The 18,108-nt window shown below is 69.7% G+C and carries 14 protein-coding genes, 1 tRNA gene and 1 pseudogene; 12 read left to right on the top strand and 4 right to left on the bottom strand.

The window, feature by feature from the left end; genetic code table 11:
* Nucleotides 1-2 precede the first annotated feature (2 nt).
* Together ABZ876_RS08705 and ABZ876_RS08700 are read right to left on the bottom strand one after the other, a co-directional pair.
* Nucleotides 3-137: an SPW_0924 family protein gene (locus ABZ876_RS08705; RefSeq protein WP_361776452.1), complete on the bottom strand. Its 135-nt coding sequence runs from the start codon at nucleotides 135-137 to the stop codon at nucleotides 3-5.
* Nucleotides 138-277: 140 nt separating this feature from the next.
* Nucleotides 278-2,050: a lytic transglycosylase domain-containing protein gene (locus ABZ876_RS08700; RefSeq protein WP_361776449.1), complete on the bottom strand. Its 1,773-nt coding sequence runs from the start codon at nucleotides 2,048-2,050 to the stop codon at nucleotides 278-280.
* A 267-nt stretch (nucleotides 2,051-2,317) separates the two neighbouring features.
* Here ABZ876_RS08700 and ABZ876_RS08695 point away from each other — a divergent pair, with 267 nt between their 5' ends.
* Nucleotides 2,318-3,172: a DUF4184 family protein gene (locus tag ABZ876_RS08695; protein ID WP_361776446.1), complete on the top strand. Its 855-nt coding sequence runs from the start codon at nucleotides 2,318-2,320 to the stop codon at nucleotides 3,170-3,172.
* 70 nt (nucleotides 3,173-3,242) lie between these two features.
* Here ABZ876_RS08695 and polA read toward each other — a convergent pair whose 3' ends face one another.
* Complete coding sequence (gene polA / locus ABZ876_RS08690) at nucleotides 3,243-5,969, bottom strand: DNA polymerase I (protein WP_361776443.1); 2,727 nt, start codon at nucleotides 5,967-5,969, stop codon at nucleotides 3,243-3,245.
* Nucleotides 5,970-6,342: 373 nt separating this feature from the next.
* Between polA and ABZ876_RS08685 the strand changes: the two genes are divergently transcribed.
* The 9 genes from ABZ876_RS08685 to ABZ876_RS08645 all read left to right on the top strand — a co-directional run bounded on the left by ABZ876_RS08685 (nucleotide 6,343) and on the right by ABZ876_RS08645 (nucleotide 16,291).
* Complete coding sequence (locus ABZ876_RS08685; protein WP_361776440.1) at nucleotides 6,343-8,622, top strand: FdhF/YdeP family oxidoreductase; 2,280 nt, start codon at nucleotides 6,343-6,345, stop codon at nucleotides 8,620-8,622.
* A 56-nt stretch (nucleotides 8,623-8,678) separates the two neighbouring features.
* The gene (locus ABZ876_RS08680) at nucleotides 8,679-9,167 is read left to right on the top strand and encodes a hotdog fold thioesterase (protein ID WP_361776437.1); all 489 of its coding nucleotides are present in this window, start codon (nucleotides 8,679-8,681) and stop codon (nucleotides 9,165-9,167) included.
* A gap of 63 nt (nucleotides 9,168-9,230) precedes the next feature.
* On the top strand, nucleotides 9,231-9,656 hold the full coding sequence (locus tag ABZ876_RS08675) for a hypothetical protein (RefSeq protein WP_361776434.1): 426 nt from the start codon (nucleotides 9,231-9,233) through the stop codon (nucleotides 9,654-9,656).
* Nucleotides 9,653-10,264 carry a Tat pathway signal sequence domain protein gene (locus ABZ876_RS08670; protein WP_361777001.1) on the top strand — a complete coding sequence of 204 codons (612 nt, stop codon included), beginning with the start codon at nucleotides 9,653-9,655 and terminating at the stop codon, nucleotides 10,262-10,264. The genes ABZ876_RS08675 and ABZ876_RS08670 overlap by 4 nt, the downstream gene beginning before the upstream one ends.
* A 288-nt stretch (nucleotides 10,265-10,552) precedes the next feature.
* Nucleotides 10,553-11,785: a branched-chain amino acid ABC transporter substrate-binding protein gene (locus ABZ876_RS08665; protein ID WP_361776431.1), complete on the top strand. Its 1,233-nt coding sequence runs from the start codon at nucleotides 10,553-10,555 to the stop codon at nucleotides 11,783-11,785.
* 114 nt (nucleotides 11,786-11,899) lie between these two features.
* The gene (locus ABZ876_RS08660; protein ID WP_361776428.1) at nucleotides 11,900-12,832 is read left to right on the top strand and encodes a branched-chain amino acid ABC transporter permease; all 933 of its coding nucleotides are present in this window, start codon (nucleotides 11,900-11,902) and stop codon (nucleotides 12,830-12,832) included.
* Between the two features lie 5 nt (nucleotides 12,833-12,837).
* A complete protein-coding gene (locus ABZ876_RS08655; RefSeq protein ID WP_361776425.1) occupies nucleotides 12,838-14,661 on the top strand; it encodes a branched-chain amino acid ABC transporter permease in 1,824 nt (607 codons plus the stop codon).
* Between the two features lie 5 nt (nucleotides 14,662-14,666).
* A complete protein-coding gene (locus ABZ876_RS08650; protein ID WP_361776423.1) occupies nucleotides 14,667-15,578 on the top strand; it encodes an ABC transporter ATP-binding protein in 912 nt (303 codons plus the stop codon).
* Entirely contained in the window at nucleotides 15,575-16,291 is a 717-nt protein-coding gene (locus ABZ876_RS08645) for an ABC transporter ATP-binding protein (protein ID WP_361776420.1), read from the top strand. The genes ABZ876_RS08650 and ABZ876_RS08645 overlap by 4 nt, the downstream gene beginning before the upstream one ends.
* An 85-nt stretch (nucleotides 16,292-16,376) precedes the next feature.
* Here the strand turns inward: ABZ876_RS08645 and ABZ876_RS08640 are convergent, their stop codons facing one another.
* Nucleotides 16,377-17,027 (bottom strand): response regulator, encoded by a 651-nt coding sequence (locus ABZ876_RS08640; RefSeq protein ID WP_361776417.1) that lies wholly within the window; start codon nucleotides 17,025-17,027, stop codon nucleotides 16,377-16,379.
* 99 nt (nucleotides 17,028-17,126) lie between these two features.
* On the opposite strand from ABZ876_RS08640, the gene ABZ876_RS08635 reads away from it, so the two are divergent.
* Nucleotides 17,127-17,209, top strand: a tRNA-Leu gene (locus tag ABZ876_RS08635).
* Between the two features lie 84 nt (nucleotides 17,210-17,293).
* Nucleotides 17,294-18,071, top strand: a pseudogene (locus tag ABZ876_RS08630) (helix-turn-helix domain-containing protein).
* Nucleotides 18,072-18,108 lie beyond the last annotated feature (37 nt).

Genomic DNA, 18,108 nt, shown 5'->3' with positions numbered 1-18,108 from the left:
TGTCACGGATGGCTGGGAACCGTCGTCAGCAGCGGCTTCGGTGACGTACTGCCGGACGGCGGGCCCATGGCCGACAGGGCGAAGACCAGGGCGAGCGCTGCGGCGAGACCGATCGCGGCGGCGACGAGGGCGCGCATACGGGCCTCCCGTAGCTGATATACCGTCAGGTCCCCGCACCGTAGCAACGGGCGCGCGAGATGAGAACACGTCGCACGCAAGGCGGCGGCGCCCCTCCCCGAGGGAGGGGCGCCGCCGTCGCACGCGGGCCGGTGCGTCCTTACGCGGTGGGGCTCGGAGAGGTACTGCCCGACGGGGTCGGGCTGGGAGACGAGGTGGCCGCAGCGACGTCCAGCCGGACGGTGAGGGTCGCGCCGCCCGCAGTGGTGATGCGGAGCAGGAAGGTGCCGGTCGTGTCGTCGGCGTACAGCTTCGGGAGCTCGAGCAGACCGTGGGCGTCGGTCTGAAGGCCCGTGAGGGTGCGTACGGTGTGGCCCTCCCCGTCCTTGAAGTAGGGGCCCTTGTCGTTCTCGGTCGGGTCGTCGGCCGACTTGGCGAGGGTCGCGGTGGCCGCGACACCGTCCGCGACGGCACCCTTGTAGGTGGCCTTCACCTCGACCTGGTCCGCGAACTCGCCGCCCGGAGTGCACGTCAGCGCGGTGTCGCTGGTACGGGCGAGGGTGTCGGCCTGGCGTTCGACGACGGTGGCCTTGTACTCGGCGGTGACCTTACGGCCCACGAGGAGGGCGCGGACCGTGAACCCGCCGGTCTTCCGGCCTGCGACGAGCGCCGGCGCGGTGGCCTGGCCCGAGGCGTCGGTGACGACGGTCGCCACGGTCTCGCCGCTCGTGAAGGTGGCGTCCGTCTCTCCCGAGATCGTGAACCGCACGCGCACCTTCGGCACCGCCTTGCCGGCCCTGGTCAGGGCCGTCACCGCGATCTTCCGGTCGAACGTGTCGCCCGTTCTGGCCGAGAGCTTTCCGGTTCCGGCGTCCGCCAGACGGGCCACCGTGTCGCTCGCGGTCGGCGGCTTGGGCTTGGGCGCGCCCGGCGTCGACGGGTCCGGAGACGGGGTGGTGGTGCCGCCGGGCTTGTGGCTGCCGGGCTTGTGGCTGCCGGGCTTGTGAGTGCCGGGCTTGTGAGTGCCGGGCTTCTTGGTCCCCGCCCGCTTCGGGCCAGGGTGCGCACCGGAGTCGGTGTCGCTGCGGTGCCGGGGCACCGTACCCGTGCCGTCCGGGATCTCGTGGGTGCCCTTGCGGTAGTACTCGTACCAGGACAGAACGGTGTTCAGATAGTCCTGCGATGCGTTGTAGCCGAGGATCGCCGCGTTCATGTCGGACTGGACGGACAGGTCACGGCCCGAGCGGCACAGGTAGTGGCCGGCGGCGAGGGCGGCGTCGTAGACGTTGTTGGGGTCCTTGACCCCGTCGTGGTTGCCGTCGCGGCCCGCCCATGCCCAGGTGGACGGAATGAACTGCATCGGGCCGACGGCGCGGTCGTAGGTGGTGTCGCCGTCGTAGGCACCGTGGTCGGTGTCCCTGATGTTCGCGAAGCCGTTGCCGTCCAGGAGGGGACCGAGGATCTTCGAGTACGTCGTGCCGTCCGCGTCGACCTGGCCGCCGCGGGCCTGGCCGGACTCGACCTTGCCGATGGCGGCGAGCAGTTGCCAGGGCAGGTTGCAGCCCGGCTTGGACTGCTGAAGTTCCGCCGCCGCCTTCTTGTAGGCGTCCAGGACCGTGGCCGGAATTCCGGACTCCGCAGTACCCGCGGCGCCGGCGGGGGTGGGGCCGGCGGTCGGGGCGGGAGACTCGGTGGGGCTGTGGAGCGGCGGGAGGTCCGTGTAGTAACCGCCGTTGCCGGTGGCGGTGCCGTCACCGCCTTGGGCGGTGGTGACGTCGGTCTCGGGCGTGGTCTGCGCACCGGTGGTCTGTCTGCCCTGGTCGTCGGTGGTCACTCCCGGAGCCTGGGACGCCGCCAGAGCCGCGACCGTGGCCGCGGCCAGAGCCGTGGTTGCCGCCCCCTTGCGCAGCCTCCTGCCGATATGCGCCGCCATTGAGTGAACCCTTCCGTCGACGACCCCGTGTAGTGGTGCGCCTTTGTGTGTGCGACCGCGCTCCCCGGCACGGCGACCAAGTGACCCTACGACAACTTCCTTCGCGTCGGCACCGGTTGGTGCCCGGTTTTCACCGGTTGGTCATGCGTGCTTGGCCGGGACACAGGAGCGGGGCGGATCACCCCACCCGTTTCATGTGTCCTTCATACTGGACGTCTGTGATCGCCGGGCGGTTGTGCCCGGTCAACGTCTGCCGAGGGAGCCGAATTGCCGTTCACCCTCAGCCATGCCGCGGCCGTGCTTCCCGCCGTGCGCGGGGACGGGTCCGGGCGCGGACGACTGGTGCCCTCGGTCCTCGTCGCGGGTTCGTTCGCGCCCGACATCACCTATTTCGCGGCGAGCGCGGTGTCCGGGGCGATGGACTTCGGTGCCGTCACCCACTCCTTCGCCGGGGTGTTCACGGTGGACGTGCTCATCGCGTGGGCGCTGGTGGGGACGTGGCTGTTGCTGCGGGAGCCGGTGGTGGCACTCCTGCCGCGCGCGGCACAGGGGCGGGTGGCGGCGCTGGTGCGCTGCGGTACACCGCGCCGCAAAGTGTCGTTTCCTCTGGTTCTCCGCTGGTATGTCTCGGCGGCACTGGGTGCGCTGACCCATGTGGTGTGGGATGCGTTCACGCATCTCGACCGGTGGGGGATGCGGCTGTTTCCGGTGTTGAGGACGCCGTTCGAGGGAACGCCGCTGTACACGTACCTCCAGTACGGGAGTTCAGCGGTGGCGGCGGTGGTGATCGCGGTGTTCATGACGGTCGTGCTCCGGCGGACGCCCCCCGGCCCGGCCACGGGGTCGGGTGTGCCGCTGCTGTCCTGGGCCGACCGGTGGCTGGCCGGTGCGGTGATCGGTGGATGCGCGGCGGTGGGCGCGGTGCAGCGGGCGTCCCGGTGGTGGGCGTACTGGGGGCCGACCGCGAAGCCGTGGGAGGTGATCCCACCGGTGTGCTTCGGGGCGGGTGCCGGGCTCGCCGTCGGGCTGGCACTCTACGTGGCAGGGGTCCGGGCGCTGCGTCCGGCCGCCCCCGGCCCCTCGGCCCCGCGGCCGGAACCGGCCCGGCCGACGCGCCGCTGACCCCGTCCGCGTGCACGGGACGGGGCCACAGCCACAGGACCTAGATGCCTCGGGGCGGTTCGCCTAAAGGTCAGTGCGCCGCCGACTCCCAGTCCGCTCCCTCTCCCACCGACACATCCAGCGGTGCCCTCAGCCGCACCGCATCCGCCATCTCGCGTCGGACCAGCTCCTCGGCCTTCCGGCGCTCGCCGGGAGCGATCTCCAGGACGATTTCGTCGTGTACCTGGAGGAGCATGCGGGAGTCGAGGCCGGCCTCGCGCAGGGCGCGGTCCACGTTCAGCATCGCGATCTTGACGATGTCCGCCGCCGTGCCCTGGATCGGGGCGTTCAGCGCCATGCGTTCCGCCATTTCCCGGCGCTGACGGTTGTCGCTGTTCAGGTCCGGGAGGTAGCGGCGGCGGCCGAAGAGCGTCTCGGTGTAGCCGGTCGCCCGCGCCTCGTCCACCACCCGGCGCAGATAGTCCCGTACTCCGCCGAAACGCTCGAAGTACGTGTCCATCAGGGCCCGGGCCTCCGCCGCCTCGATGTTCAGCTGCTGGGACAGGCCGAAGGCCGACAGACCGTACGCCAGGCCGTACGACATGGCCTTGATCTTGCGCCGCATCTCCGCGTCCACGGCGTCGCGGGCCACCCCGAACACCTGGGAGGCCACCGTGGTGTGCAGGTCCTCGCCGGACGTGAACGCCTGGATCAGGCCCTCGTCCTCCGACAGATGCGCCATCACGCGCAGCTCGATCTGGCTGTAGTCCGCCGTCATCAGGGACTCGAAGCCCTCGCCGACCACGAAGCCGCGGCGGATGGCCCTGCCCTCGTCCGTGCGTACCGGGATGTTCTGCAGGTTCGGGTCGGTGGACGAGAGCCGGCCGGTCGCCGCGACCGTCTGGTTGAACGTGGTGTGGATCCGGCCGTCCGCCGCGACCGTCTTGATCAGGCCCTCGACCGTCACGCGCAGCTTCGCCTGCTCGCGGTGGCGCAGCATGATCACCGGCAGCTCGTTGTCGGTCTGGGTGGCGAGCCACGCCAGCGCGTCCGCATCCGTCGTGTAGCCCGTCTTGGTCTTCTTGGTCCTGGGCAGGCCGAGCTCTCCGAAGAGGACTTCCTGGAGCTGCTTGGGCGAGCCCAGGTTGAACTCGTGTCCCGCCGCCGCGTGCGCTTCCTTCACCGCCTGCTGGGTGGCGCCGGCGAACAGCTGCTCCATGGCCTCCAGATGCGTGCGGTCCGCCGCGATGCCGTACCGCTCCATGCGGGCGAGCAGCGCGGAGACGGGCAGTTCCATGTCGCGCAGCAGATCCGCCGCACCGACCTCTCGCAGCTTCTCCTCGAAGGCCTTGCCGAGGTCGAGGATCGCGCGGGCCTGGATCATCAGCGCCTCGGCCTCGGCACCCTCGTCGGCGCCGAAGGCGAGCTGACCGTCGGCCGTGGCCGCGGGGGCCAGCTCCCGGCCGAGGTACTCCAGCGACAGCGCGTCCAGTGCGAAGGAGCGGCGGCCCGGCTTGACCAGGTACGCGGCGAGCGCCGTGTCCATGGTCACGCCGTCGAGGGACCAGCCGTGCTCGGGGAAGACTCTCATCGCGCCCTTGGCGTTGTGCAGCACCTTGGGCCTGGCCGGGTCGGCGAGCCACTGCGCGAACGCCTTCTCGTCCGCCTCGTCCATCTGGGTCGGGTCGAACCACGCCGCCGCCCCGTCGGCCGCGGCGAGCGCGATCTCCGCGACCGCGCCCACGCCCAGCCCCCACGAGTCGACCGTGGCCAGGCCGAGGAGCCGGCCGCCGTGCTCGGCGAGCCACGGCTTCAGCTCGCCCGCGCCCAGCACCGCTCCCGCCAGTTCGACGCCGTCCGCCGGGACGGGCGTCGTCTCCGCCTCCTCGGCCCCGGGGTCGACGGCGAAGAGCCGCTCGCGCAGCGAGGGGTTCCTGATCTCCAGGGTGTCCAGGACCATCGCGACGGCCTTGCGGTCGTAGGGGGCCCGCCCCAGGTCGGCGACCGTCTTCGACAGCTCCACCTGCCGCTCCAGCTCCGTGAGCCGGCGGTTCAGCTTCACCGACTCCAGATGGTCGCGCAGATTCTGCCCGGCCTTGCCCTTGACCTCGTCGACGCGCTCCACCAGCTGCGCGAACGAGCCGAACTGGTTGATCCACTTCGCGGCCGTCTTCTCGCCGACGCCCGGGATGCCCGGCAGGTTGTCCGACGGGTCGCCGCGCAGCGCCGCGAAGTCCGGATACTGCGCCGGCGTCAGCCCGTACTTCTCGAAAACCTTCTCCGGAGTGAACCGGGTCAGCTCCGAGACGCCCTTCGTCGGGTACAGAACCGTGGTGTGCTCGGAGACCAGCTGGAAGGAGTCCCGGTCGCCCGTGACGATCAGCACCTCGAAGCCCTCGGCCTCAGCCTGGGTGGCGAGCGTGGCGATGACGTCGTCCGCCTCGTACCCCTCGACGGCGAAGCGCTGGGCGCCCATCGCGTCCAGCAGCTCGCCGATCAGCTCGACCTGGCCCTTGAACTCGTCCGGGGTCTTCGATCGGTTTGCCTTGTACTCCGTGAACTCCTCGGAGCGCCAGGTCTTGCGGGAGACGTCGAACGCCACCGCGAAGTGCGTGGGCGCCTCGTCGCGCAGCGTGTTCGCCAGCATCGACGCGAAGCCGTAGATCGCGTTCGTCGGCTGGCCCGTCGCGGTCGTGAAGTTCTCCGCGGGCAGCGCGAAGAACGCGCGGTAGGCCAGCGAGTGCCCGTCCATGAGCATCAGCCGGGGACGGCCGCCGCCGGAGGTCTTCTCGGTCTTCTTCGATGCTGTTTCTGCCACGCCCCCGATCCTGCCACGCTCCACTGACACTCGGGCCCGCCCGGGTCCTGGCGGCTCGGCGGCGCAGGAAGAGACGGCCGGTGGCCCTCGTAAGGGCGCGGCGTCACGGACCGTGCGCTTCCGGCGGCGAAGCGTCGCACGCGCGGCGCCAAGTGCCCCGTCCGGCGCTGTGCCGCCGGAGCCGCCACTGCTTATAACCACGCACAGCCGCATCACCGCGCACAGCCGCGTCACCGCACACAGCCGCGTCACCGCACACAGCCGCCCCGAGCGCGCCCGCCGCGCTCCCCATGACCGCACGGGTCTCGTTGCCGGCGGCGCGTGCGAGGATCGGATACCTAGTTCACAGGTGCAGGTGAAGGGGAGGGCCGAGATGGCCAGCAAGCCGCCCACGGAGGACCCGGTTCAGGACGCGCCGCAGGTCACCGCGCCGAAGCATGCGGCGGCGGGCCTGCCCGCCATCGGACATACCCTGCGCATCGCCCAGCAGCAGATGGGTGTGCGCCGCACCGCCCTCACCCTCCTCCGCGTCAACCAGAAGGACGGCTTCGACTGCCCGGGCTGCGCCTGGCCCGAGCCCGAGCACCGGCACACGGCCGAGTTCTGTGAGAACGGCGCGAAGGCGGTCGCGGAGGAGGCCACCCTGCGCAGGGTCACCCCGGAGTTCTTCGCCGCGCACCCCGTGGCCGACCTCGCGACCCGCAGCGGCTACTGGCTGGGCCAGCAGGGGCGGCTGACGCACCCCATGTACCTCCCCGAAGGGGGCGACCGTTACGAGCCGGTCGGCTGGGAGCGCGCCTTCGACATCATCGCCGAGGAGATCGCCGCGCTGGGCTCCCCCGACGAGGCCGTCTTCTACACCTCGGGCCGCACCAGCAACGAGGCCGCGTTCCTCTACCAGCTCTTCGCCCGCGAACTGGGGACCAACAACCTGCCCGACTGCTCCAACATGTGCCATGAGTCGTCCGGTTCCGCACTCTCGGAGACGATCGGCATCGGCAAGGGCAGCGTGCTGCTCGAGGACCTCCACAAGGCGGACCTGATCATCGTCGCCGGGCAGAACCCCGGCACCAACCACCCGCGCATGCTCTCCGCCCTGGAGAAGGCCAAGGCGAACGGGGCGAGGATCGTCAGCGTCAACCCGCTGCCCGAGGCGGGCCTGGAGCGCTTCAAGAATCCGCAGACCCCCCAGGGCATGCTCAAGGGTGCCGCGCTGACCGACCTGTTCCTGCAGATCCGCATCGGCGGCGACCAAGCCCTGTTCCGTCTCCTCAACAAGCTGGTCCTGGAGACCGAGGGCGCGGTCGACGAGGAGTTCGTCCGCGCACACACCCACGGCTTCGAGGAGTTCGCCGAGGCCGCGCGGGCCGCCGACTGGGACGAGACGCTGACCGCGACCGGTCTCACCCGCGCCGAGATCGAGCAGGCCCTGCGGATGGTCCTCGCCTCCAAGCGCACCATCGTCTGCTGGGCCATGGGCCTCACCCAGCACAAGCACGCCGTGGCCACCATCCGCGAGGTCGTCAACTTCCTGCTGCTGCGCGGCAACATCGGCCGCCCCGGCGCGGGTGTGTGCCCGGTGCGCGGCCATTCGAACGTGCAGGGCGACCGCACCATGGGCATCCTCGAGCGGCCCGCGCCCGCCTTCCTGGCCGCCTTGGAGAAGGAGTTCGGGTTCGCGCCGCCGCGCGAGCACGGCTATGACGTCGTACGGGCCATCCGCGCGCTGCGGGACGGCGAGGCGAAGGTCTTCTTCGCGATGGGCGGCAACTTCGTTTCCGCGTCACCCGACACCGAGGTGACCGAGGCGGCCATGCGCCGGGCCCGCCTCACCGTGCATGTGTCGACCAAGCTGAATCGCTCGCACACCGTCACCGGCGCGCGTGCCCTGATCCTGCCCACTCTGGGCCGCACCGAGCGCGATGTGCAGGCCGGCGGCGAGCAGTTCGTGACCGTGGAGGACTCCATGGGCATGGTGCACGCCTCCCGAGGCCGACTGGAGCCCGCGAGCCCGCGCCTGCTGTCCGAACCGGCGATCGTGTGCCGCCTCGCCCGCCGCGTGCTCGGCGACGGCAGCAAGGTGCCGTGGGAGGAGTTCGAGATGGACTACGCCTCCATCCGCGACCGTATCGCCCGAGTGATCCCCGGTTTCGAGGACTTCAACGCGCGCGTGGCCCGCCCCGGCGGCTTCGCGCTGCCCCATGCGCCCCGCGACGAGCGCCGCTTCCCCACCGCCACCGGCAAGGCCAACTTCACCGCGGCGCCCGTGGAGTACCCGAGCCTGCCCGAGGGCCGGCTGCTGCTGCAGACCCTGCGCTCGCACGACCAGTACAACACCACGATCTACGGACTCGACGACCGCTACCGGGGCATCACGAACGGCCGCCGGGTGGTGCTGGTGAACATGGAGGACGCGCGGGCGCTGGGCGCGGCGGACGGGTCGTACGTCGACCTGGTGAGCGAGTGGAAGGACGGCGTCGAGCGGCGCGCCCCCGGCTTCCGGGTGGTGCACTATCCCACGGCCCGTGGCTGCGCGGCCGCCTACTTCCCGGAGACGAATGTGCTGGTCCCGCTGGACGCCACGGCCGACACCAGCAATACCCCCGCGAGCAAGTCCGTCGTGGTGCGCCTGGAACAATCGGCGACCGACTGAGCGTTTGCTCAGCGACAGGCGAGTGACCGACCACCCCACGAACGGAGCCAGGCCCCATGGGCGAGCAGCACACCGTGAAGTTCCCGCAAGACGTCGTCGACGAGTACGCCGCGCTCGGCGTCGACCTGCCCGCCCTCTTCTCGGCCGGACACCTCGGCACCCGCATGGGCGTCGAGATCGTCGAGGCCTCAGCGGAGCGGGTCGTCGGCACGATGCCCGTGGAGGGCAACACCCAGCCCTATGGACTGCTCCACGGGGGTGCCTCCGCGGTCCTCGCCGAGACCCTCGGCTCGGTCGGTTCCATGCTCCACGGCGGCGCCTCCAAGATCGCCGTGGGTGTCGACCTGAACTGCACCCACCATCGCGGGGTGCGCTCCGGACTGGTCACCGGCGTCGCCACCCCCGTCCACCGCGGGCGGTCGACGGCGACGTACGAGATCGTGATCAGCGACGAGGACGGCAAGCGGGTGTGCACGGCCCGCCTGACCTGTCTGCTGCGCGATGTGCGGCCCGGCGACGGGGACCACATCCCCAGCGCGGGCTGAGTCGGCGAGCCGGCGTCCGCAGCGCCGTTGCCCCCGGGACCACCGGCGCCTTAGCGTCATGCCATGGCAACGGGAGGAGCCCCCAGGCCGGGGCTGACACTGCTCGGACTCCGGCTCGGGCTGACCCTCCTGACGAGTGTGACGACGGCCGCCTGCACCGCCGGCTCCGGCTCCGCCGGCGCGAGGAGCACCGAGGCGGCCGTCACCGCCTCGGCACCACTCAGGGCCACGCCTCCCGACGAGTTGTGCGCGCGGGTCGTCGCCTACTGGTCCCGCAGGGTGCTGGACAGCGACACCTACGGCGACTACCAGTCGATGGGGCTGTCCAACGGGCAGTACGAGATCCTGCGGACGGTCGTGGACGCCGCCCGGGCCGAGAAGAGGCGAGAAGGCGCCCTTGCCGCCGACCGGTTGATAGACCGTCAGGCGCACGAGGGATGCGCCGGCTGGTACCGCACCGGCGGCCCGAGCAAGGGCCCGTGGCAGTGAGCGGCGTCGGCCCCGTCGAGCCCGGCGAGGGCACGCACGCATGGGACGACCCGGACGCCTCGCCCCCGTCCGGTCCTCCACACGGACGCCTCGCCCATCTGTACGACCGGCACCGCCCCGCCCTCCTCACGGCGACGGCGGTCGCCACCCTCCTCGCGGGCGGCGGCTACCTCTACGCGACCCGGCCTCAGAGACCGCCGGCACCGCCACCGCCGTACCCCTCCCAAGTGGTCAGCGTCGCCTACCTGGACGCGCGGCCCGCGCCCCGCGGCGCTCCTCCCCGGAGTTTCACCCTCTCGGTACTGCTGAGCGTGGAGTCGGGCCCGCCGGTCACGGTGACCCGGATAGCCCAGCCCTATGCGGGTCTTTCCGTGGCCTCGGCACCGCGTCTCCCTTTCCGTACAAACGCAGGTTCCACCCGCAAGATCGCCATCACCATGCGCGTGACCGAATGCGGAAAGGTGTCCGAGAACGCCGGACTCCCTTTCCTCGACGTAACTCTGCGTAATAAGCGCGCAATGGAGGACCACAGTTACATCCTCGGCTCGCGCTACGCCCACGACCTCTCCGAGGCCCTGCACGTCGCCTGCGGCAACCATTCCCGGTAATCACCAAAACACCTGACACACCTGAACACAGCGGCGCGCGTCCTGCGGGTTCTCACTATGCGGACCGGGCGAATCGGCCGGAATTCCGCTGTATCACCCGTCCAGTACCGCTCTGCATTACCTCGTGTCATAACAAGAGCGTCACAGCCTGGGTCAGACCCTCCTCCACGTTCCCCACCCACGCTTAGAGTCACGGCCAGTCACCGCGCGGTCTGAATGTTCACTTCGGCCCAGCGCTCGACTCGGCCACTTCCAGGGTGGAGGGCCGTGCCAGGGAAAGGACTGATCGTGCGTCAACGTTCGCTCATCGCCATCACCGCCGCGCTGGCGGCGGGAGCGCTCACCCTCACCGCCTGCGGCTCGCGTGACAACGGCAAGAGCTCGGATTCCGGCAAGGGTGGCGGCACCACCGTCACCATCGGAGTGGACGCCCCCCTGACCGGCGACCTGTCCGCGCTGGGCCTGGGCATCAAGAACTCCGTGGACCTCGCTGTCAATACCGCCAACAAGCAGAACTACGTCAAGGGCGTCACCTTCAAGATCCAGGCGCTGGACGACCAGGCGCAGCCCTCCTCGGGCCAGCAGAACGCCACCAAGCTCGTCGCCGACTCGAGCGTCCTCGGCGCCGTGGGCCCGCTCAACTCCTCCGTGGCCGAGTCCATGCAGAAGGTCTTCGACGACGCCAAGCTGGTGCAGGTCTCCCCGGCCAACACCGGCCCCGGCCTCACCCAGGGCGCGGACTGGCAGACCAAGAAGGTCCGCCAGTACAAGTCGTACTTCCGCACCGCGACCACGGACGCCATCCAGGGCCCGTTCGCCGCCCAGTACGTCTACAACGACGCCAAGAAGAAGAAGGTCTTCGTCATCGACGACAAGAAGACCTACGGCGCCGGCCTGGCCGCCACCTTCACCGACGAGTTCAAGAAGCTCGGCGGCAAGGTCGTGGGCAGCGAGCACATCAACCCGGACACCAAGGACTTCTCCGCGGTCGCCACCAAGGTGAAGAACTCCGGAGCGGACGTCGTCTACTACGGCGGCGAGTACCCGCAGGCGGGCCCGCTCAGCAAGCAGATCAAGGCCGCCGGCGCCAAGGTCCCGCTGGTCGGTGGCGACGGCATCTACGACCCGACGTTCATCAAGCTGGCCGGCGGCAACAGCACCGGCGACCTCGCCACCTCCGTCGGTGCCCCCGTCGAGCAGCTCCCCTCCGCCAAGGAGTTCGTGGCCAACTACAAGGCCGGGGGCTACAAGGAGGGGTACGCGGCGTACGGCGGCTACTCCTACGACTCCGCGTGGGCCGTCATCGAGGCCGTGAAGAAGGTCGTCGAGGACAACGGCGGAAAGCTTCCCTCCGACGCCCGCGCGAAGGTCACCGCCGCCATGCAGAACGTCTCCTTCGACGGCGTGACCGGCAAGGTCTCCTTCGACGAGTTCGGTGACACGACGAACAAGCAGCTCACCGTGTACGCCGTGAAGGACGGTGCCTGGGCAACGGTCAAGTCCGGCACCTACACCGGCTGATCCCTCCCACCCGCACCATCCACGAGCCGCGCGGGGCGCTGTTCCACTGGCGCCCCGCGCGGACTCGCATCCGGCCACATCCGTCGAACGTCCGAAAGTCTCGGAGGACATGCGGTGAACGAACTGCCGCAGCAGCTGGTCAACGGCCTGCTACTAGGATCCATGTACGGGCTGGTCGCCATCGGCTACACAATGGTCTATGGCATTGTCCAGCTCATCAACTTCGCCCACGGCGAGATCTTCATGACCGGGGCGTTCGGCGCCCTCACGGTCTACGCATACATCCTGCCCGACGGCACCTCCATGTGGGTCGCCCTGCCACTGATGCTCATCGGCGCCATCCTGGTCGCCGTCATGGTGGCCGTGGGAGCTGAGCGGCTGGCCTACCGGCCCCTGCGCAACGCACCCCGCCTGGCCCCGCTCATCACGGCCATCGGCCTCTCCCTCGCCCTCCAGCAGGCGGTCTGGGCCTGGTACCCCGACGCCAAGTCACCCCGTATCTTCCCGCAGATCGACGGCGGCCCCTTCCACCTCGGCAGTGTCACCCTCCAGACCGGTGACATCTTCCTCTTCGTCGCCGCCCCCATCAGCATGGCCGTCCTCGCCTACTTCGTGATGAAGACCCGCACCGGACGCGGCATGCAGGCCACCGCCCAGGACCCGGACACCGCGAAGCTGATGGGCGTCAACACCGACCGCATCATCGTGATCGCGTTCGCCCTCGGCGCCACCTTCGCCGCCGTCGGATCCGTCGCCTACGGCCTCAAGTACGGCCAGATCGACTTCCGCATGGGCTTCATCCTCGGCCTCAAGGCGTTCACCGCGGCCGTCCTCGGCGGCATCGGCAACATCTACGGCGCCATGCTCGGCGGCATCGTCCTCGGCGTCGCCGAAGCCCTGTCCACCGCCTACATCTCGGACATCCCCGGCATGGACAAGTTCGGCAGCCAGTCCTGGGCAGACGTCTGGGCGTTCGTACTCCTCATCCTTGTGCTGCTGTTCAGGCCCCAGGGCCTGCTCGGCGAGCGCGTCGCGGACAGGGCGTGACACCGATGACCACACAGACCACCGCACCAGAGACCCCCAGCGCGCCCGCGGCCGCACAGTCCGGCCTCATCGGCCTCCCGCATCAGCTCGGGCGAGCCCTCGCCACCGGCGGCGGCGCCCTCACCGTCATCTCCACCTTCCTATCCTGGACCTGGACCGCCGACTTCCCCGGCGACCTCACCGTCTACGGCTACCCGGGCGGCCTGCAGGTCCTCGTCCTCATAGGCGCCGTCTTCACCACCCTGTTCGGCCTCGCCTCCTACGGCATCAAGGGCCTTCGATGGCTGGCCCCCGGCAGCGCCGACAGCGCCCTGAAGCTCGCGGCACTGGGCACCTTCGCCACCGCCTGGTACACCGTCGTCGCCATCAGCGTCGAACTCGGCGGCCTGGTGAACCTGGAGCCCGGCGGCTACCTCGTCGCCGTCGCCACCCTGGCCGCCCTGGTCGGCGCGCTGGCCCTGCCGTTCGAACGGCCGGCCCCCGACCTCGCCGACCCGGACGACACCGGCCTGGAACGGATCCGGCACAACCTCCGGCAGAACTGGAACGTGTTCAAGGCGGCCTTCGCCTCCAAGGCCCCGGCACCGGCACGCCTGCTGCCCGCCTACGCCGAGATCCTCGTCATCGCGGCGGCCATGGCCGCCGGCCTGCTCGTCTTCACCTACGGCATCGGCACCCAGTACGACGAACTGTTCATCGGCTTCCTCATCACCGCCGGCTTCGGCTTCGCCGCCCTCGGCAAGTCCGGGATCGTGGCCCGGGTCTCCGCGATCACCGGGCGGCACCGCACCGTGACGATGGCCGGCGCCTTCGTCGCCGCGGCGGCCTTCCCCTTCACCCAGTCCGACGACCAGTACGCGACGATCGGCGTCTACATCCTGATCTTCGCCACCGTCGCCCTCGGCCTGAACATCGTCGTCGGCCTCGCCGGCCTCCTCGACCTCGGTTACGTCGCCTTCCTCGGCGTCGGCGCGTACACCTCGGCCCTGGTCTCCGGCTCGCCGTCCTCGCCCCTGCACGTGAACTGGCCGTTCTGGGCCTCCGCCCTGCTGGGCGCGGCCGTCGCCATGGTCTTCGGCGTCCTCATCGGCGCACCGACCCTGCGACTGCGCGGCGACTACCTCGCCATCGTGACCCTCGGCTTCGGTGAGATCTTCCGCATCACCGTCCTGAACATGGACGGCACCTCCGGCCCCGACGTCACCAACGGCTCCAACGGCATCTCCTCCATCCCGAACCTGGACATCCTCGGGTTCGACTTCGGCAAGGACCACACGTTCCTCGGCGCCACCATCGGCCGGTTCGCCAACTACTTCCTGCTGATGCTGCTCATCACGCTCATCGTGGTCGTGGTGTTCCGGCGCAGCAGCGACTCCCGCATCGGCCGCGCCTGGATCGCCATCCGCGAGGACGAGACCGCCGCGCTCGCCATGGGCATCAACGGCTTCCGGGTCAAGCTCATCGCCTTCGCCCTGGGCGCCTGCCTGGCCGGCCTCGCCGGCTCCGTCCAGGCCCACGTGACCTACACCGTGACCCCCGAGCAGTACCAGTTCGCCCACGTCGTGCCACCCAACTCCGCCTTCCTGCTGGCCGCGGTGGTCCTGGGCGGCATGGGCACCATCGCCGGCCCGCTGGTCGGCGCCGCACTGCTCTACCTGATCCCGGCCAAGCTCCAGTTCCTGGGCAACTACCAGCTCTTCGCCTTCGGCGTCGCGCTCGTCCTGCTTATGCGCTTCCGCCCCGAGGGCCTCATCCCCAACCGGCGCCGCCAGCTCGAGTTCCACGAAGAGACCGAAGCGCCCGCCGTCCTCACCAAGGCAGGGGCCTGACCACGATGACTACCGACACCACCACCAAGGACGCCACCGCCGGCGCCTCCGCCCCCGGCGAGGTCGTACTCGACGCCCGCGGCGTCACCATGCGCTTCGGCGGTCTGACGGCTGTACGCAACGTCGACTTCACCGTCAAGAGCGGCGAGATCGTCGGTCTGATCGGGCCCAACGGCGCCGGCAAGACCACCTTCTTCAACTGCCTCACCGGCCTCTACATCCCCACCGAGGGCGAGGTCCGCTACAAGGGCAACGTCCTGCCGCCCAAGTCCTACAAGGTCACCGCGGCGGGAATCGCCCGCACCTTCCAGAACATCCGTCTGTTCGCCAACATGACCGTCCTGGAGAACGTGCTCGTCGGCCGCCACACCCGCACCAAGGAGGGCCTCTGGTCCGCCCTCCTGCGCGGCCCCGGGTTCCACAAGGCGGAGGCCGCCTCCCGCGAACGCGCCATGGAACTCCTGGAGTTCGTCGGCCTCGCCGGCAAGGCCGACCACCTGGCCCGCAACCTCCCCTACGGCGAACAGCGCAAGCTCGAGATCGCTCGCGCCCTCGCCAGCGAACCGGGCCTGCTGCTCCTCGACGAGCCCACCGCCGGCATGAACCCACAGGAGACCCGCGCCACCGAGGAACTGGTCTTCGCCATCCGCGACAAGGGCATCGCCGTCCTCGTCATCGAGCACGACATGCGCTTCATCTTCAACCTCTGCGACCGCGTCGCCGTCCTCGTCCAGGGCGAGAAGCTCGTCGAGGGCGACAGCGCGACCGTCCAGGGCGACGAACGCGTCATCGCCGCCTACCTCGGAGAACCCTTCGAGAACGCCCCCGGCGAGGACGAGGTCGCCGAGGTCGAGGCCGCCGAGGCAAACGCCGAGACCACGACGGACGCAGCGCCCGGCAAGGAGAACGACCGATGACCGCACTGCTCGAAGTCGAGGACCTCCGGGTCGCCTACGGCAAGATCGAAGCCGTCAAGGGCATCTCCTTCAAGGTCGACGCCGGCGAGGTCGTCACCCTCATCGGCACCAACGGCGCAGGCAAGACCACCACCCTGCGCACGCTCTCCGGCCTCCTCAAGCCGGTCGGCGGCCAGATCAAGTTCGACGGCAAGTCGCTCAAGAAGATACCGGCCCACCAGGTGGTCTCCCTGGGCCTCGCCCACTCCCCCGAGGGCCGGCACATCTTCCCCCGCATGACCATCGAGGACAACCTGCGGCTCGGGGCGTTCCTGCGCAGCGACAAGCAGGGCATCGAGAAGGACATCCAGCGGGCCTACGACCTCTTCCCCATCCTCGGGGAGCGCAGGAAGCAGGCCGCGGGCACCCTGTCCGGCGGTGAGCAGCAGATGCTGGCCATGGGCCGGGCCCTGATGTCCCAGCCGAAGCTGCTCATGCTCGACGAGCCGTCGATGGGTCTCTCCCCCATCATGATGCAGAAGATCATGGCGACGATCGCCGAGCTGAAGTCCCAGGGCACGACGATCCTCCTGGTCGAGCAGAACGCCCAGGCGGCGCTGTCGCTCGCCGACCACGGTCATGTGATGGAGGTCGGAAACATCGTGCTCTCCGGCACCGGGCAGGACCTGCTGCACGACGAGTCGGTGCGCAAGGCGTACCTCGGCGAGGACTGACCCGTCCCGCGGCCCGGCAACGCTGAGGCCCGCACCCCCGGTGTCAGGGGGTGCGGGCCTCGCCGCACGCCGTACGCGGAGCTGTTCAGCCCTTGGACGCCTTCTTCTCCTCGGCGTCCTGGATGACGGCCTCTGCGACCTGCTGCATCGACATGCGCCGGTCCATGGAGGTCTTCTGGATCCACCGGAAGGCGGCCGGCTCGGTCAGCCCGTACTCCGTCTGCAGGATCGACTTCGCCCGGTCCACCAGCTTGCGGGTCTCCAGCCGCAGCGTGAGGTCCGCGACCTCCTTCTCCAGCGTCCTCAGCTCGTTGAACCGGGAGACGGCCATCTCGATCGCCGGGACGACGTCGCTCTTGCTGAACGGCTTCACCAGGTACGCCATGGCACCGGCGTCCCGCGCACGCTCGACGAGGTCGCGCTGGGAGAAGGCGGTCAGCATCAGTACCGGGGCGATACGCTCCTCGGCGATCTTCTCGGCCGCCGAGATGCCATCAAGCTTCGGCATCTTCACATCGAGAATCACCAGGTCGGGCTTGTGCTCACGGGCCAGCTCCACGGCCTGCTCACCGTCGCCGGCCTCACCGACGACCGTGTAGCCCTCTTCCTCGAGCATCTCTTTGAGGTCGAGCCGGATGAGCGCCTCGTCCTCCGCGATGACGACACGGGTCGTCAGCGGAGGCACATGCGACTTGTCGTCGTCGTCAACGGGCTGGGGCGACTCGGGGGCGGTCACTCGGGCTCCTCGATACGGGCTGGGGCAGGTAGTGCTGCTTATGCAGCCTACCTAGAGGCGCCGGACGATGATGACCCGGTACACTCTCGGAAGTGCCGAGCCGGGTTGGTGGAACGGTATACACGGAGGTCTCAAACACCTCTGCCTGTGAGGGCTTGCGGGTTCGAATCCCGCACCCGGCACATTCTTTGAAGCGGAGGCTCACGTTCGCGTGAACCTCCGCTTTTTGCTGCGCCAAGTCACGTGCCGTGACGCAGAGTGGCCGTATGGAGCAGCACAGTCCTTCGATTCGCGCCCACGCGGTCGCACTCATGCGCCAAGGGGTCGAACCGCGTGGTCGCGGAGCAGCTGAGTGTCCCGCGCGGCACCGTCGGCTGGTGGCGCAGCGAAGACCGCAGAGCGCGCGGTGAGACATACGAGCGGCCCACGGACTGCCCCCGCTGTACCGGGCGCGGCTTCGACCGCGAGGCGTACGCCTATCTGCTCGGTCTCCACCTCGGTGATGGCCACATCATCGCCAAGCCCGGGCAGCACCACCTGTCCATCTTCTGCAACGCCAACCAGACAGGCCTGATCGCCGCGGCCGAGGAGGCGATGCGCAGGGTGATGCCCCTGCCGACGATCAAGCGGGGCCACAAGGCGGGCTGCGTCGAGGTCAAGTCGTACACGGAGCACTGGACTTGCATGTTCCCCCAACACGGCCCCGGCAGGAAGCACGAGCGCCGGATCGTTCTCGAGCCCTGGCAGCGGGACATCGTCGACGCCCATCCCTGGGAATTCCTCCGCGGCCTCCTGCACTCCGACGGCTGCCGCACCACCAGCTGGACCACCCGCCTCGTCGGCGGGGTGCGGAAGCGCTACGAATATCCGCGGTACTTCTTCACCAACGTCTCCGACGACATCCGCCCGCTCTGTACGGACACGCTCGGCAAGCTCGGCATCGAGTGGACGCCCTGCACCCGCAACGGAAGCCCTCACGACATCTCCGTGGCCCGCAAGGCCTCCCTCGCCCTTCTCGACGCCCACGTGGGACCCAAGTACTGACCCCTGGGACGCCGGAAGGGCCCGGAAGGGCCCTTCG

It is taken from the genome of Streptomyces sp. NPDC046931 (genome assembly GCF_040644655.1).
Lineage (GTDB): Bacteria > Actinomycetota > Actinomycetes > Streptomycetales > Streptomycetaceae > Streptomyces.
This window is presented reverse-complemented; position numbering and strand designations above follow the sequence as displayed.

What these genes read in the sequence shown, in the direction of transcription:
- ABZ876_RS08700 (WP_361776449.1), bottom strand. Translation starts at nt 2,050, where the DNA reads ATGGCGGCGCATATCGGCAGGAGGCTGCGCAAGGGGGCGGCAACCACG.
- ABZ876_RS08655 (WP_361776425.1), top strand. Translation starts at nt 12,838, where the DNA reads ATGACCACACAGACCACCGCACCAGAGACCCCCAGCGCGCCCGCGGCC.
- ABZ876_RS08650 (WP_361776423.1), top strand. Translation starts at nt 14,667, where the DNA reads ATGACTACCGACACCACCACCAAGGACGCCACCGCCGGCGCCTCCGCC.
- ABZ876_RS08705 (WP_361776452.1), bottom strand. Translation starts at nt 137, where the DNA reads ATGCGCGCCCTCGTCGCCGCCGCGATCGGTCTCGCCGCAGCGCTCGCC.
- ABZ876_RS08675 (WP_361776434.1), top strand. Translation starts at nt 9,231, where the DNA reads ATGGCAACGGGAGGAGCCCCCAGGCCGGGGCTGACACTGCTCGGACTC.
- ABZ876_RS08680 (WP_361776437.1), top strand. Translation starts at nt 8,679, where the DNA reads ATGGGCGAGCAGCACACCGTGAAGTTCCCGCAAGACGTCGTCGACGAG.
- ABZ876_RS08685 (WP_361776440.1), top strand. Translation starts at nt 6,343, where the DNA reads ATGGCCAGCAAGCCGCCCACGGAGGACCCGGTTCAGGACGCGCCGCAG.
- ABZ876_RS08645 (WP_361776420.1), top strand. Translation starts at nt 15,575, where the DNA reads ATGACCGCACTGCTCGAAGTCGAGGACCTCCGGGTCGCCTACGGCAAG.